Source organism: Idiomarina sp. (assembly GCF_019431395.1).
Lineage (GTDB): Bacteria > Pseudomonadota > Gammaproteobacteria > Enterobacterales > Alteromonadaceae > Idiomarina.
In genome coordinates this window covers 1,798,151-1,813,998 of record NZ_CP080268.1, presented here as the reverse complement: position 1 = coordinate 1,813,998, position 15,848 = coordinate 1,798,151, and the positions used below count along the sequence as shown (strand labels likewise).

The window sequence follows — 15,848 nt, the reverse complement described above, 5'->3', positions numbered from 1 at the left end:
TACTGCTGTCGTGGGCGGCAGTAACTGATATTTACAGCAGTATATCGAGGTGTGCGTGCGCTTATCAGTTTTATTTGCCAGTTTAATGCTTCCACTTAGTGCATCAGCGCAAACATTTATGTTTGACGATGCTAACGATATGGATACCGATACCGTCGAAGAATGGGAAGCAAGTGCTGAATTCGGCTTATTGTTTACAACAGGTAATACTGAAACAGAAAGTCTAAAAGGTAAACTTAATGTGGCGCGTGACTATAAAAAGTGGCGTCACAAAGGGGTGTTAGATTATTACACTGCGGAGCAGGAAGATCAGTCAACCGGCGATACCTACGAAACGGCTGACAGTTTGTTTTTATCCGCACAAAGTAACTACAAATTTGCTCCGAATAGTAAATCGTCCATGTTTGTCTTCGTATCCTACGAAGAGGATGAATACAGTGGTTATGAATATCAGAGCACAGTAGCGCTGGGTTATGGTGCACGTTATCGTTATAGCGAAAACGTGTATGCAGACTATGAGATCGGTCCTGGTTACGCTCGTTCTAAGCCAATAGAAAATGGTATAGCACAAGAATCTGAAGGCTCAGCAATTTTGCGTCTAGCAGGCAATGCGCATTGGAAAATATCTGAAAACTCGAAATTTAATGCATTGCTGTCATCAGAGATTGGTGAAGACAACACCAAGAGCCGTGGTGAGGTGTCTGTTTCATCAAACCTGAATAGTTCGCTGGCCATGAAAATTTCACTTTCGGCAACCCATAACTCTGAGGTTGCTAACGAAACGATCGAAAATTTAGATACAGAAACCGCAGTGACCTTGGTTTATAGCTTCTAAAAGCGAGTACCCTCTTTACAAGCCCGCCTTTGAGCGGGCTTTTTCATAAAAGTGTCATTTTTAACACGTATTCTATCGCTACGTTTCACTGTCTCTTGTACCGTATGCGGGTCTCTCATTTTAGTCGCCTATCGTCATTATCGTTATCGCTTGTTTCGCTCGCTTTTTTAGGTTTGCTACTTTGGGGTAACCAGAAGCTTTCTGAGCAAAAGCAATTAACTGATTCATTTCAAGCATTAAAGCAACAGGTGCAGGTCGAATTGGTGACAACACTCAGTCAGTACCTGCAATCAGGTGACGCCGTGCTTTTAAGTCAGGCGTCGGAGATACTGGTGGCCGTAAATACGCAACTTGAGACAATGACACCCGAGACTCAGCAGTTGCTTAAACCTTCAGTGAGTACACTGCTTAAACGAACTAACAGTGATTATCGAGCGCTGGGAAAGCTTGCAGGGGCCGAACAGGAATTAGTGATTAACGCCGAACGCTCGATAGGGAATGAGATATCCAGCTTACTGGATTACGCCGAGCAGGGCTTAAAAGAGGGACGACCTAATTCGAGCGACTATTTGGCGCTGGCAAATGACTTGATGCAGCAGTTAATCCATTTAATCCATGCCCGTCAACAACAGGCCGATTACTTAGTCACGATTAACCAGATGCAAGCAAGTATGAGTCAGCTAGAGCAATTGCCCCTGCTGGGGATAAAAGAGTCGCTACCTGACCAAAGTATGATGCTCGTACAACGTGAAGCCAAGGATCTCGGCTTAGGCATCATTAGCGAACTTAACAGCTTATTGGGCCGCTACCCCGGGGAAATGCAAAAGACGCGGGAACAAATTGTCCAGCGGCAACAAGCATTTTCTAAGCTGCGTGAAGACATTGCACATGTGCAGGATAGCGTGATTAAAGCAGAGACTAACGTTGCTAAGCACAGTGACGAAACTCTGCTGCAAGTAAAGCTTGCGGTAGTAGGTCTGGTGGTTGTGCTGATGTTATTTTCAGCGGTGAATTATCTTTTATTAAATCGTATGGTGCTGGCACCGCTAAGGCGCTTGAGGGATGCTATGCAGCGCCTGGTTAGTGACGGACACAAGGAAAAACTTGCGGGTGCAAATGTCGATACCGAGATGGGAGAAATAGCCACTAGCTTTAATCACATACTGGCACAACATGATGCGGAGGCTGAGCAAAAACGTCATCAAATGCAGGCAGTCAACTCAGCTCTGGATTCGATTGGTTCAGAAATAGCGCGGGTTCAGCAGGACTCGCAACGCAACCATCAAGTTGCAGGTGATAACCAACAACAGTTATCTGTGTTGGCTGACATTGGTATTCGGCTCCGTGAACGATTTGACGTGTTAGAAAAAAATACCAATCAGACGGCTGAATTTGTGGCTGAAAGTGAGACAACGAGTGCGCGACTAACCGACTCATCCAAACAAACTCAGGCAATTATTAGCAACGGCGAAAGCTCAGTAACAGAACTTAATAGTTCGGTTGATGAAGTAAGCCAGATACTTAATGTGATCAGTACCGTTGCTGAACAGACGAATCTATTGGCGTTAAATGCAGCGATTGAGGCGGCTCGTGCCGGAGAGCATGGGCGCGGCTTTGCAGTGGTGGCCGACGAGGTTAGAAAGCTCGCCAGTAAGACCAATGATTCATTGGCTCAAGTTCAGGGTATATTGCAACGCTTGCAGAGTGCGGCCAGTACACTCAGTAAAAATTACGCTGTTATTGACCAGTCAGCGTCAGAACAACAGCAGCAAATTCAGCAAATTTTATCGATCAATGCAGAGACCGGCGCGCAAGCACGGTCGTCGTCGGCAGAAGTAAATGAAGCCTATGCATTAGTAGCATCCCAAGCTGACAAAATGTCGGAGTTTGAACGTGCGATGCAAGATATGTTGCATAAACTGAGTGAAAGTATACAACTGTTGCAGCATACGGCGTCCCAAACGGCACAGCAACAACAAAAAATTGAGCAGGTTTTTGGCGACTAGCTGCAAGTTTTGTCGGCAAAACGGTTCCTTTTGAACTAAGATTTAGCTAACATTCGCGCAGCTAAAACAAGCTAAGCCAAGTAAGGATCCGATATGTCGGTAAACTCGTTTTTAGGGGTGTTTGCTAAGTCCCCGATAAAACCTATGATCGAGCACATGGATGAAGTGCATCGGTGTGCTGAATGGTTAAAGGAGTTTTTTAAAGCCGTTTATGCAAAAGACTGGAGCGCTGCAGAAAAAGCGCGCCAACACGTTGTTGAGCATGAACAGCGCGCTGATGAATTAAAGCGCAAAATTCGCTTAAATTTGCCGGGCGGTTTGTTTATGCCGGTAGAGCGCACAGACTTACTCGAGTTGGTATCGCAACAGGACCGCATAGCTAACAAAGCTAAAGATATTTCCGGCTTAATGACGGGGCGTCAGTTGGAAATTCCTGAAACCTTAGTTAAATCATTTGATGCCTACCTTCATCGTTGCCTTGATGCGACAGAAAAAGCCAGAGAAACGATTGGCGAGTTTGATGACTTGCTGGAAACCGGCTTTAAAGGTCGTGAGCGTGACTTAGTTAATAATTTTATCGCTGAACTCGACGCCATAGAGGCCGACACAGACAGCCTGCAAGTACAATTACGCCAAGACTTGCGCAAGATAGAAACCGAAATGAATCCGTTGGATGCGATGTTCCTTTATCGGATTTTAGATTGGGTGGGTGACTTAGCCGACCTGTCAGAGCGTGTCGGCGCACGCTTCGAACTCATGCTAGCACGAGTTTAAAGGAGCGATTCATGGATATTATTACTTCTTATGGCATGATCCTGGTGATCATGGCGGCAGTCTTTGGCTTTTTTATGGCTTGGGGTATCGGCGCAAATGACGTAGCCAATGCCATGGGCACCTCCGTTGGCTCAAAAGCGCTTACGATTAAACAAGCCATTATTATTGCGATGGTGTTTGAGTTTGCCGGTGCTTACTTGGCGGGGGGCGAAGTGACTTCGACCATACGCAAAGGTATTATCGACTCTGCGTACTTTGTCGACCAACCGGAACTGCTCGTGTTTGGTATGATCGCCGCACTATTGGCTGCAGGTTTTTGGCTGCTTATTGCGTCGTATCTGGGTTGGCCGGTATCAACCACGCACTCGATCATTGGTGCTATTGTCGGTTTCTCCGCCATTGGCGTCAGCATGGATTCGGTGCAGTGGGCTAAAGTCGGAGGGGTTGTTGGCTCCTGGGTTGTAACACCAGCCATATCCGGGTTTATAGCTTATATGATCTTTATGAGTGCTCAGAAACTGATTTTTGACCGCTCTAACCCGCTAAAAATGGCGCAACGTTATGTGCCATTTTACATGGCATTTGCCGGCTTTGTGCTATCGCTGGTGACCATCAAAAAAGGCCTTAAACACGTTGGTTTAGACTTGGGCTCGCTAGAGGGCTATCTATGGGCGTTAGGTGTTGCAGCTGTCGTTTTTGTTATCGGTAAGTTTGCGATTTCGCGGCTTAAATTTAATCCTTCTGATGACAAAGAAATGCATTACACCAACGTTGAAAAGGTGTTTGCTGTACTAATGGTTGTTACCGCGTGTGCGATGGCGTTTGCGCACGGCTCAAACGACGTTGCCAATGCCATCGGGCCATTGGCTGCAGTAGTCAGTATTGTTTCCAGCGAAGGCCAGATTAATTCAACTGCCGCGCTAGCCTGGTGGGTATTACCAGTAGGTGCTGTTGGCATCGTCGCTGGTTTGGCAATGTTGGGTAAACGCGTTATCGCCACTATCGGTAAAGGTATAACGCATTTGACCCCAAGCCGGGGTTTCGCCGCAGAATTAGCAGCCGCTTCAACAGTGGTGCTGGCATCGGGTACAGGCCTGCCCATCTCTACCACACAAACCTTGGTTGGTGCGGTCTTGGGTGTCGGTATGGCGCGAGGTATTGCCGCGCTTAACCTGGGGGTTGTGCGTAACATCGTAGTATCCTGGGTTGTCACCTTACCGGCTGGTGCCATTATGTCGATTATCTTCTTTTATATTCTTAAGGCGATATTTGGCGTTGCTTAAGCGATGCTTTAATACGCTCAAAAGCCCCGCTCGTTGCGGGGCTTTTTTATTACTGCCTCTCAACAAAAATATTTTATTTTCATCCAACTATTTTTTCGCCACTATCGACTTAACTAGCAAACGATTAAAAATAACTTGATGGACAAACTGACACGTGTTCAAAAAATCGGATAAACGACTTGCGGAACAAGCGCTGAAGGGAAAGTCATCAGCATGGGTAGCACTGGTTAAGCGGTATGAAAAAAGAGTATTTCACTATGGCTTAAGGATGCTTCCCAGTGCTGATGAAGCAATGGATTTGGTGCAGGAAACCTTTACCAGTGTGTTTAAAAGCTTACATAGCTGGAACCAGGCGCACGCATTTAATGCGTGGTTGATGACGATTGCGCATCGTCGCTGCGTAGAATATTACCGGCGACGGAAGAATGAACAGGGTTGGGATTTAAGCGAACATGACCAAGTCGATGAAACAGTCGCAGCGAGTCCGCATGATGTCGCGACGCTGGAACAACAGCAGCAATGTATCATCGAGGCACTACAACATTTGCCCATAGAACAACGCAGTGTTGTCGAGGCAAAGTTTTTTCAGCAGTTAACGACACGTGAAATTGCGCAGCAGCAGGGTGAATCAGAAAACACCATAAAGTCGCGCCTGTACAGTGGTTTAGATAAATTAAAAGTGTACCTGGAGGATGTATATGAACAAGCAGTCAGGTAAAAATGCGCCTAACTTCGAGCAATGGCTGAGTCAAACGACAGAACGTTACCAGTCAACTGAGGAACTACCGGAGTGGGATCGGGAGCATGCGATACGCCAATATGCGACTTCCGGTAAACGTCAGCGCTGGTTACAACCGATGGCTTTTGCCTCTTTTGCCCTGTCCTGTGTCGCTGTGTCCTTAGTTGTTGTTCAAAGTTATCGAGCTGATATGGCCGCTGAAGTTGATCATCGGGTGGCAGAACTGGTGGAGCAGAAGCTAAGCGTTTTCGAAGAACAGCAGAAAATACGTTTGGCTCAGCAAAGTAAAGCATTACGTAACGATTTTCGGCAGCAGTTATCGACGTCGACCACCCAGTTGGCAACCTACATTTTGGCAACTAACCGCCAGGAGCGAAAAGACGATATGCAAAACATAGTTGAATATGTAAACAAAACACGCGAAGACGACTTAACTTTTTATGCACAGCAGTTACGTCGCGCTGAAGTAGCAGGTCCATCAACGATGCTGGAGAATGAATGATGAATAAGTGGATGAGTGGATTGATTTTAGGTAGCGCCATATTATCGGTGCCGGCGGCAGCAAATGAACCTTATCAGGAACTGAAGAATCAGTTAGAGATATTCACCGGTATTCTGACGACTGCAGTTGGCCAGCAAAGTGACGAGCAAACAAAGCTGGAGGACTTTCGTTACACTTACGTCAGAGATCAGGGCGTAATTTATCGAGCTCGTCTTGGCGCATCTAAGTGGCGTTTTGTTGCCCCCGATATTCCAGAACCGCCGTTACCACCGGAAGCACCGGAGATGGGCGAGTTTGCGCGCGATATGCAACTTGACGTTGTCGTTGAGCAGGGGCTGCGCAGTGCACATCGAATACTGAGTAAGCTAAGCGGTGAATATTCACAGGAGTGGTTTGATCTGGTTGAGCAGCAACGCGATCTGGCCTGGGATATTCGTGACGGCGAACGCGAGTTACGAGACTTAGAGTTTCAGTTACGTAATGCCGACGACAGTGATAAAGCAGAACTGACAAAACGGCGCAATAATTTAGCCTTAGAGATCGAACAGCTGCGTGAACAGCAAGCGGCAATAAAAGCTGAGGCAGCCGCGTTAAAGCAGCAACTTAAGCAGCAACAGCAAGAAGCACGTCAACAACGTATAGAAACACGAGACAAAACAATTGCGACAGCTGAGCAGTTACTTTCAAAAACGTTGTGTGACTATGGGGTTACGTTAAAATCTCTTCCTGAAGACGAGTTTGTTACCTTCATAATTGAAGGGGCTGATAATAGTGTGGGTGAGCGTCGTCGTGACCGTGTTTACGTGTTTTCCAAAGAGACGATAGATGCGTGCACCGACGATAATGGCGCCCGGCAACTGTTGGAACAGGCAAAACCCTACTACTTTTAATTCATTGAACGACTCGGCAGCCGTGACAGGTTGCCGAGTTTCGAGTAAAATCCGCGCACATTACCTTAACAGATTTCTTGTGCGACCCATGAGCCGACCTGAGACTTCGCTAAAAGTCAGCGACTTCAATTTTGATTTACCCGATGAACTCATTGCGCGGTATCCGCAGCAGCAACGTAGTGCCAGTCGCTTGTTGCGTGTTGATGCGGCAACGCAGCACATTGGCCATAATCAGTTCACCGATATTATCGACTTGCTTGAACCGGGTGACCTGCTGATTTTTAATGATACACGGGTGATTCCGGCACGCTTGTTAGGCGAAAAGGTATCGGGTGGAAAAGTTGAGGTTCTGGTAGAGAGGATCCTTGATGATCATCGGGTATTGGCTCATGTACGGGCAAACCGGGCGCCCAAAGCTGATCAACAATTGCGCTTAGAAGGCGAAGTAACGGCGACGATGATAGGTCGTCATGATGCATTATTTGAGCTGCGCTTTGAGCACCAACAGACGGTGCTCGATTTGCTTGAGCAGTATGGGCATATGCCGTTACCACCTTATATCGACCGACCTGATGAAGACAGTGATAAAGAGCGTTATCAAACTGTTTATAACAAAGAGCCGGGCGCGGTTGCAGCACCGACAGCCGGTTTGCATTTCGATAATGATATTTTACAGCAATTACAGGATAAGGGCGTTGAGTTTGCCTATGTGACATTGCATGTTGGCGCCGGCACCTTCCAGCCTGTGCGCGTGGATGATATCCAGCAGCATGTTATGCACAGTGAATATGCGAAAGTCCCCGAACAAACTTGCGAGAAAATCATTGCGACTAAGGCTGCGGGAAAACGCGTTATTGCTGTCGGCACAACATCTGTTCGCTCGGTGGAGTCAGCCGCTGCCGCTAGTCAAGCGGAACTCATTGAACCCTTTTTTGATGACACGGATATTTTTATCTATCCGGGCTACGAGTTCCGTGTTATCGACGGTTTGATCACAAATTTTCATTTGCCGGAATCGACACTAATCATGCTCGTTTCTGCCTTTGCAGGACGAGACCTGATTATGAGTGCTTACCAACAAGCTATTGACGAGAAATACCGATTTTTTAGTTATGGCGACGCGATGTTTTTGACGCGTTAACAACAAAGATTAATGACTATGATGAAATTTGAATTAGACAAAACACACGGCCGCGCGCGTCGCGGGCGTATGAAGTTTGAGCGTGGCACGGTAGAAACACCAGCCTTTATGCCGGTCGGTACACTAGGTACCGTAAAAGGCATGACGCCAGAAGAAGTTGAACAAACCGGAGCACAAATTTGCCTGGGCAACACCTTCCATTTAATGCTGCGTCCGGGCACCTCGATTATTCAGCAGCATGGTGACTTACACGATTTTATGCACTGGAATAAACCGATTTTAACTGACTCGGGCGGCTTCCAGGTGTTTAGCTTAGGCGAGTTACGTAAAATCACTGAAGAGGGCGTAACATTTCGCTCGCCGATAAATGGCGAAAAAATCTTGTTAACGCCGGAAAAGTCGATGCAGGTGCAACGTGAACTGGGATCAGACATCGTCATGATTTTTGACGAGTGCACACCCTTCCCGGCAACGCAAAGTGAAGCGCGAAAGTCGATGGAGCTCTCACTGCGTTGGGCTGAACGATCGAAACAGGCTCACCAAGGTAACCAAGCTGCACTATTCGGTATTATTCAAGGCGGTATGTACGAAGAACTGCGCGACATCTCGTTAAAGGGGTTAACAGATATCGGCTTTGATGGTTACGCTATCGGCGGTCTTTCGGTGGGTGAGCCGAAAGAAGACATGATGCGTATTCTCGAGCACACAGCACCACAAATGCCGGAACAGAAACCGCGTTATTTGATGGGCGTTGGCAAACCTGAAGACCTGGTCGAGGCAGTGCGCCGGGGCGTTGATATGTTTGACTGTGTGATGCCAACCCGTAACGCACGCAATGGCCACCTATTTATCAGTACCGGTGTGGTAAAAATCCGCAATGCTGTTCATCGCACTGATACCGGGCCACTGGATTCAGACTGTGATTGTTACACGTGCAAAAATTATTCACGGGCCTATTTACATCACCTCGATCGCACCAATGAGATCCTCGGCGCACGGCTCAATACTATTCATAATTTGCGCTACTACCAGCGTGTAATGAGCGATATGCGCGAAGCGCTGGATAATGATAGTTTTGACGAATTTGTAAGCGGCTTTTATGCGGCTCGTGATCAGCAGGTGCCGCCACTGGATTGATTTTGCAGTGCATCAATTTTGCACTCAAGCGTGCGGTAGTGCGGTGTGTCAGGCTGAATCGAAAGCGCCCGCTCTATAGCGGTTTTGGCATGTTCAAGCCATCGCTGATAAACGTTTGTCCGGGGTTGGTGAAGCTTGGCCAGGTGATAGTATATTTTTGCCATCGCAAACGCTAACTGTGGTTGCTCACTGTTTATATTTTCTGCCAGAGATAACGTATCCAGCAACAGTGCCGATAACTCCGATTGGCTAAATAGCTGTTGCTGGGTAACGACAAAATCAACCAGTCTCAGTAATGGTTCAATAGTTTGACCGTCACTTAAAGTGATCGCCTGACGATAATATTGGATCGATTTTTGTGCTTGTTGTCGTGCTTCCCTACCTTTACCTTCATGCATAAGTTGAGTGGCATAAAGTGCATGCATAGAAGCCTGATTTACTAAACCCTCGCTATCCTCGTCATCAGACCATGCAGACGGGGTTAATTGCGTGGTAACTAACACGCTTAACGCTACAATGACACCTGCGCTGGCAGCTAAAATAGCTGGCTGTCGGTTGGGTTTGTAGTAACTAAGCTCGCCTAAGATACCGACGACCTCGGCCATTGAACTGAATCGCTTTTTCGGTGACTCGGCAAGGCATCGCAGGATAAATTTACGTAAAGGAGGCGAACAGCGTCTTCTTATTGTTTTAAGTTGAGCCGCAGGATTTTTCGATGGCGCCTGTCCGCTGACTAAAAACAGCAGTAATGCACCCAGGCTGTATATGTCTACCTTCTCCAGCATATCGGCTGCAATTTCGTTGTCTTCTCGCTGCTCGGGCGCACAAAATAACGGCGTAACGCCAAACCCTTTGGGTCGCGACTGTTTACTGGGCCTGCCGGCAATACTTAAATCAATTAACGTGGGCATCGGCTCTTCATTACCCTGCTGGGTAATGATGACGTTGCCTGGGTTGATGTCATTGTGGACTAAACCAACGGCATGCAGTTCACTCACGCCCTCGGCAAGTTTGTGGATGAGTTTAATAGCCTGAGTGGTGGTTAATTTGCCGGCCAGTTCAGCAAGGCGGGGACCTTCAATAAGCTCCATAACCATAAATAGTGATGAATGCTCGTCAACTGGCTCGCCAATGTCATAGATTGAGCAAATACTCGGATGATTGACTTTAGCCAAAGCGCGAGCTTCTGCAACCAAACGTTGCCGTGCGACAAAGGAAGGGTTGCGGATAAACTTTATTGCAACCATGCGTTGCAACATATCGTCCCAGGCTTTAAATACTAAGCCGCTGCCGCCACTGCCAAGAAAGCCTTTGCAATGATAACGCTCAGCGATACGGTACGGAAACGAAGCGTCGCCGTCGTTATCACTGATCAACACATTATACTTGTTGGCGTTATTGCCCTCTCTAACCAAAGCCGCATCCCTTCTGCTGACAGGTTTAATCCATTTTTAGTGTACCTATTTAAACTGATTTCGCACAAAGACTGTGATACACACAGCATAGGCAGTCATAAATTGACGTCAAATAACGTCATAACTATTTTTTAAAGCTAACTTTTTACATCAGAAAAAAATGCGCTATGCTGAATTCATCAATTAAAACATCATAATAATAACTATATGAAAACAAGCGCGGATAAGCTCATCGCCTCTGGCTACAACCAGGTAGTAGAAATTCAGGGTGTTGTTAACGACAATGCAGAGCGCGAGGCTACCTTTCATTTCACTTTAATCGGGCAACATTACCCTGACTATTTGATCCTTGATGTGCCAACGTTATATCGCTGGCAAGATGTTCTGCCCGCGCTGCGTAACAGCGACAAGTTAGTTATGCGGACGATATCGGCTAACGGAGAGGTTATTGTCGGTTACGTCAATATTGTTCATGCAACGCAGTTTCCTGACAAACTATTGTTTATTTCGTACCCACAAAACCTGCAAGCCCGTGCACTGCGAAAAACACCCCGTATGCAAATAGAGGTGCGAGCTCAACTAATAGAGCCCGAGGCACCTGAGCCGTTGTTAAATGGTATGTTACACGACATGTCGGCGCAGGGGTTTGGCTTTGACTGCGAAGGCGTGTTGCCATGTTTTGAAAGTCAGCTTCTGGGGCGGGAACTCGACCTTAGAATTCAGTATTCCGATGACCAATGCGAATCGCTGTCGGTGCGGGTTAAGCTTGTCGAAGAACGAGGGCCAAGGCAATGGCGGATTGGTCTGGAATGTGATTTAAGTGACGAGCAACGGGTGCAGTTGATGCAAAACTTATTGCTCAATTCGTTGTCGGTTCTTGCGGTAAAAGATGGCAAACGATCAGAAAGATCAATTTCGGATAAGGCTTTACAACTGTAATCTGACTCGGTACAATTCAGCACCAATTGAACCCGAAGCGGTTAATTTTTAACCAAAACAGATAATTTATCCGAGGTGATTTTTTAATGCCAGTCGTTAAAGTGAAAGAAAACGAGCCGTTTGACGTAGCTCTGCGTCGCTTCAAGCGCTCTTGTGAAAAAGCAGGCGTTCTGTCTGAAGTTCGTCGTCGCGAACATTATGAAAAGCCAACTGCAGAACGTAAGCGCAAGAAAGCAGCTGCTGTTAAGCGTCACGCTAAAAAGCTGGCTCGCGAAAACGCTCGTCGTACTCGTTTGTATTAATAGATTGGTGCTCGAACACCGAGCCCAACGAGCGGATTCTTTCGCAACAACAATGACGCATTGAGTTTATAAACTTAATCATTGTCATGTTATAAAAGCCGTGTCGGAAAGCCGTCGCGGCTTTTGTGTTTTATGTGGGTAACTTAAAAGGTACGGTGTTGCATGGCTGGGCTGATCCCAAAATCCTTCATTCACGATTTGCTGGATAGAGCTGATATTGTGGACGTCGTCGACAGCCGGGTTACGTTAAAAAAGGCGGGCAAAAATCATCAGGCCTGTTGTCCCTTCCACAACGAGAAAACACCCTCGTTTACGGTAAGTCAGGATAAGCAATTTTATCACTGTTTTGGCTGCGGCGAACACGGTAATGCCATTGATTTTCTGATGAACTACGATGGTCTTGAATTCCCTGATGCGGTGGAAGAACTCGCCAACATGATGGGGCTTGAAGTACCGCGGGAAAGCGCTACACAGAACCCACAACAACAGCAACAACGCCAGCAGCAACAACGAGCCGACAGCGACCTTATGGCTAAGGCCGCACGCTATTTTCAGCATCAGTTAAAGCACCACGCGCAGGCTGATAAAGCCATTAATTACCTAAAAAATCGGGGCTTATCCGGCGCAACGGTAAAACGTTTTCAAATAGGCTACGCCGGCGACGAGTGGGACGGAATATTAACTACGTTTGGGCAATCCGCACAGCAACGCCAGCAATTACTTGAATTAAAGTTAATTAATAAAAATGATAACGGCCGTCATTACGACTTTTTCCGTGATCGTATTATGTTCCCTATCCATGACCGCCGGGGTCGGGTTGTTGGCTTTGGCGGCCGCGTGATTGATAGTGACGGGCCCAAATACCTTAACTCACCGGAAACCCGACTGTTTCATAAAGGCCAGGAACTCTATGGTTTCTGGCATTTACAGCAGGCTCATAAACGACCACAGCAAATCGTCATCGTGGAAGGCTACATGGACGTCGTTAGCCTGGCAGAGGCGGGCGTTGATTATGCGGTGGCCTCACTTGGTACTGCAACCACCAGCGAGCAACTACAACGATTGTTTCGTACAACGCAAACCGTGGTCTGTTGCTACGATGGCGACCGGGCTGGGAGAGATGCGGCATGGCGGGCGTTGGAGAATGCGTTACCGTTGCTTAAAGACGGTGTCGACATGAAGTTTTTGTTTCTGCCCGACGGCGATGATCCTGATTCGCTGGTACAACGTCACGGTGCAGAGGTATTCGAGGAAAAGCTTAAACAGGCAAGTTCTTTCATCGATTACTTTTTCGAGCATTTATTGGCAGAAATCGATCCAAGTAGCGACGCCGGACGTTCTCAATTATTAAATGAAGCTAAGCCACGTATTGAAAGGGTTGCCAGCGATTTTTATCGTGAATCACTGATGGAAAAATTGGCAACGCTTTTACGCCGTGACCGGTCGCAATTAGAGCGTTACGTGGATAAGCCGGCGCAACAACGGGCGATGCCGCAGTCAATGCGAATGACGCCGCTGCGAAAGGCCATTGCCTTATTATTGCAGCATCCGGGTCTAGGCCAAACAGCACCGGTAAGAGCGGAGCTGGCGCAATTGAGAATAGCCGGTATAGATTTGTTTGCAGCCATACACCAGCAGACCGCAACGCAGGCTATGACGACAGCGCAGTTACTAGAGCAGTGGCGTGATACAGATTATTATAGTGCGTTAACCAAATTGGCGAGTTGGGATCACCAATTGGATGAGGAACAAATTGCCGCTGAGTTTAACGATATTTTTATTTATTTGATTGATCAGTATGTCGAGCAACGAGCAAATGACCTATTGAAAAAGGAACAAACAACACAATTAACTAAAGCAGAAAAGCAGGAATATTTGATGTTGTTACAACATCTTCGTAAAAAGCATTGAACGGTCAGAAATGCGTGATTGGCTGGTTTAAAAGTCAGTTATCTGTTATACTTTCTGGTCATTTTGAGTAATCTTTAGTCAGTTATTGGGTGGAACATCTGTATGCAGCAGAGTCGGCAATCGCAACTTAAAGTCCTTATTGCGAAAGGCAAAGAACAAGGGTTTTTGACATTCGCTGAGGTAAATGATCACTTACCTCAGGAAATTGTTGATTCCGATCAAATAGAAGACATCATCCGCATGATTAATGACATGGGTATTCGCGTATTCGAAAGTGCGCCTGATGCCGATGATCTGATGATGGCGGAGAGTGCAGCCGACGAAGATGCCGCAGAAGAAGCAGCCCAGGCACTTGCTTCTGTCGATAGCGAAATCGGCAGAACAACGGATCCCGTTCGCATGTACATGCGCGAAATGGGTACCGTGGAACTACTGACCCGTGAGGGCGAAATTGATATCGCCAAGCGTATCGAAGAAGGTATTAACCAAGTTCAGTGTTCCGTTGCGGAATATCCCGAAGCGATAAACTTTTTGCTGGAACAATGGGATTCGTACGAGGCGGAAGAACTGCGTTTAACCGATATCATTGTTGGTTTTATTGACCCTGACGAGGTTGATGAGGCGCCGGTTAGCGCGACCCACGTTGGCTCTGAGTTGTCTGAAGACGAGTTAGAGGAAGAAGACGACAAAGATGAAGACGATGACGACGATGAAGAGACTGATACCGGCATCGATCCAGAGTTTGCTCGTGCTAAATTTACCGAGCTGCGTGAACAGTACGAAGCAACCCGCCAAGCGATTATCGACAATGGGCGCGAACATGCAAAAGCACGCGCTGAAATAGAAAAACTTAGCGACCTGTTTAAACAGTTCCGTCTTGTGCCCAAGCAATTTGACCGCCTGGTAAAAGACATGCGCGACATGATGCATCGAGTGCGTGTGCAGGAGCGCCTGGTGATGAAGGCCAGCGTTGAACAGGGCGGAATGCCTAAACGCGCGTTTATGAAGGCGTTTTCAGGTAATGAGAACTCTATGGCCTGGGTCGATGAGCACATTGCTTCAGGGGAAAATTACGCTGACGGCCTTAAGGAAATCCGTGCTGACATTGAGCGCAGCGTCGGTAAATTACTCGAAGTTGAACGCGAAACCGGGTTGACGATTGCCAAGGTAAAAGACATCAATCGCCGCATGTCGATTGGCGAAGCGAAAGCACGTCGAGCCAAGAAAGAAATGGTCGAAGCCAATCTGCGTTTGGTTATCTCGATAGCCAAAAAGTACACCAACCGCGGATTGCAGTTCCTGGATCTGATCCAGGAAGGTAACATCGGCTTGATGAAAGCGGTAGATAAGTTTGAATACCGTCGTGGTTACAAATTCTCTACCTATGCGACCTGGTGGATACGGCAGGCGATTACGCGTTCGATTGCGGATCAGGCGCGGACCATTCGTATACCGGTGCATATGATCGAGACGATCAATAAATTAAACCGTATCTCACGCCAAATGTTGCAAGAAATGGGACGTGAGCCGTTACCGGAAGAGCTTGCTGAACGCATGATGATGCCGGAAGACAAAATTCGTAAAGTGCTTAAGATCGCAAAAGAACCGATCTCGATGGAAACGCCGATTGGCGATGACGAAGATTCGCATCTGGGCGACTTTATTGAAGATAACACGCTGGACCTACCGATTGATTCAGCCACCTCCGAAAGCCTGCGCAATTCGGTGCGTGAAGTACTCGGTGGTTTAACTGCGCGTGAAGCGAAAGTTTTGCGTATGCGTTTTGGTATTGATATGAATACCGACCATACATTGGAAGAAGTGGGTAAGCAGTTTGATGTAACTCGGGAACGAATTCGTCAAATTGAAGCCAAAGCATTACGTAAGCTTCGTCACCCTAGCCGTTCTGAACAGCTTAAGTCGTTCCTGGACGAATAAAGATAAGGCTTACGTTATGAGGTCAGGTGCGTTAAC

At 47.2% G+C, this 15,848-nt stretch carries 14 protein-coding genes; 13 read left to right on the top strand and 1 reads right to left on the bottom strand.

Going from position 1 to position 15,848, the window contains the following annotated elements; genetic code table 11:
• Positions 1 to 55: 55 nt before the first annotated feature.
• The 9 genes from KZ771_RS08790 to tgt all read left to right on the top strand — a co-directional run bounded on the left by KZ771_RS08790 (position 56) and on the right by tgt (position 9,307).
• On the top strand, positions 56 to 835 hold the full coding sequence (locus KZ771_RS08790) for a DUF481 domain-containing protein (protein WP_243734519.1): 780 nt from the start codon (positions 56 to 58) through the stop codon (positions 833 to 835).
• A gap of 104 nt (positions 836 to 939) precedes the next feature.
• Positions 940 to 2,841, top strand: a complete 1,902-nt coding sequence (locus KZ771_RS08785) for a methyl-accepting chemotaxis protein (protein WP_133539886.1) — start codon at positions 940 to 942, stop codon at positions 2,839 to 2,841.
• Between the two features lie 93 nt (positions 2,842 to 2,934).
• On the top strand, positions 2,935 to 3,615 hold the full coding sequence (locus KZ771_RS08780) for a TIGR00153 family protein (protein WP_133539887.1): 681 nt from the start codon (positions 2,935 to 2,937) through the stop codon (positions 3,613 to 3,615).
• A gap of 11 nt (positions 3,616 to 3,626) precedes the next feature.
• Positions 3,627 to 4,898 carry an inorganic phosphate transporter gene (locus KZ771_RS08775; RefSeq protein WP_133539888.1) on the top strand — a complete coding sequence of 424 codons (1,272 nt, stop codon included), beginning with the start codon at positions 3,627 to 3,629 and terminating at the stop codon, positions 4,896 to 4,898.
• Positions 4,899 to 5,052: 154 nt separating this feature from the next.
• Positions 5,053 to 5,616 (top strand): sigma-70 family RNA polymerase sigma factor, encoded by a 564-nt coding sequence (locus KZ771_RS08770; RefSeq protein WP_133539889.1) that lies wholly within the window; start codon positions 5,053 to 5,055, stop codon positions 5,614 to 5,616.
• On the top strand, positions 5,597 to 6,139 hold the full coding sequence (locus tag KZ771_RS08765; protein WP_290652980.1) for a hypothetical protein: 543 nt from the start codon (positions 5,597 to 5,599) through the stop codon (positions 6,137 to 6,139). The genes KZ771_RS08770 and KZ771_RS08765 overlap by 20 nt, the downstream gene beginning before the upstream one ends.
• On the top strand, positions 6,136 to 7,029 hold the full coding sequence (locus KZ771_RS08760) for a hypothetical protein (RefSeq protein ID WP_290652978.1): 894 nt from the start codon (positions 6,136 to 6,138) through the stop codon (positions 7,027 to 7,029). Before KZ771_RS08765 ends, KZ771_RS08760 begins: the two co-directional genes overlap by 4 nt.
• 88 nt (positions 7,030 to 7,117) lie before the next feature.
• Positions 7,118 to 8,170 carry a tRNA preQ1(34) S-adenosylmethionine ribosyltransferase-isomerase QueA gene (queA, locus tag KZ771_RS08755; protein WP_290572860.1) on the top strand — a complete coding sequence of 351 codons (1,053 nt, stop codon included), beginning with the start codon at positions 7,118 to 7,120 and terminating at the stop codon, positions 8,168 to 8,170.
• A 21-nt stretch (positions 8,171 to 8,191) separates the two neighbouring features.
• Entirely contained in the window at positions 8,192 to 9,307 is a 1,116-nt protein-coding gene (tgt, locus tag KZ771_RS08750) for a tRNA guanosine(34) transglycosylase Tgt (RefSeq protein WP_133539908.1), read from the top strand.
• Here tgt and KZ771_RS08745 read toward each other — a convergent pair.
• Entirely contained in the window at positions 9,283 to 10,722 is a 1,440-nt protein-coding gene (locus KZ771_RS08745) for a serine/threonine-protein kinase (RefSeq protein ID WP_290652976.1), read from the bottom strand. The genes tgt and KZ771_RS08745 overlap by 25 nt on opposite strands.
• A 207-nt stretch (positions 10,723 to 10,929) precedes the next feature.
• Between KZ771_RS08745 and KZ771_RS08740 the strand changes: the two genes are divergently transcribed.
• The 4 genes from KZ771_RS08740 (at position 10,930) to rpoD (ending at position 15,812) form a co-directional block, all read left to right on the top strand.
• Positions 10,930 to 11,661 carry a PilZ domain-containing protein gene (locus tag KZ771_RS08740; RefSeq protein ID WP_133539894.1) on the top strand — a complete coding sequence of 244 codons (732 nt, stop codon included), beginning with the start codon at positions 10,930 to 10,932 and terminating at the stop codon, positions 11,659 to 11,661.
• Positions 11,662 to 11,747: 86 nt separating this feature from the next.
• On the top strand, positions 11,748 to 11,963 hold the full coding sequence (gene rpsU / locus KZ771_RS08735) for a 30S ribosomal protein S21 (protein WP_006954239.1): 216 nt from the start codon (positions 11,748 to 11,750) through the stop codon (positions 11,961 to 11,963).
• A gap of 162 nt (positions 11,964 to 12,125) precedes the next feature.
• Positions 12,126 to 13,874 carry a DNA primase gene (gene dnaG, locus KZ771_RS08730; RefSeq protein ID WP_290652974.1) on the top strand — a complete coding sequence of 583 codons (1,749 nt, stop codon included), beginning with the start codon at positions 12,126 to 12,128 and terminating at the stop codon, positions 13,872 to 13,874.
• A 102-nt stretch (positions 13,875 to 13,976) separates the two neighbouring features.
• Positions 13,977 to 15,812 (top strand): RNA polymerase sigma factor RpoD, encoded by a 1,836-nt coding sequence (gene rpoD, locus KZ771_RS08725; protein WP_290652973.1) that lies wholly within the window; start codon positions 13,977 to 13,979, stop codon positions 15,810 to 15,812.
• Positions 15,813 to 15,848: the final 36 nt, after the last annotated feature.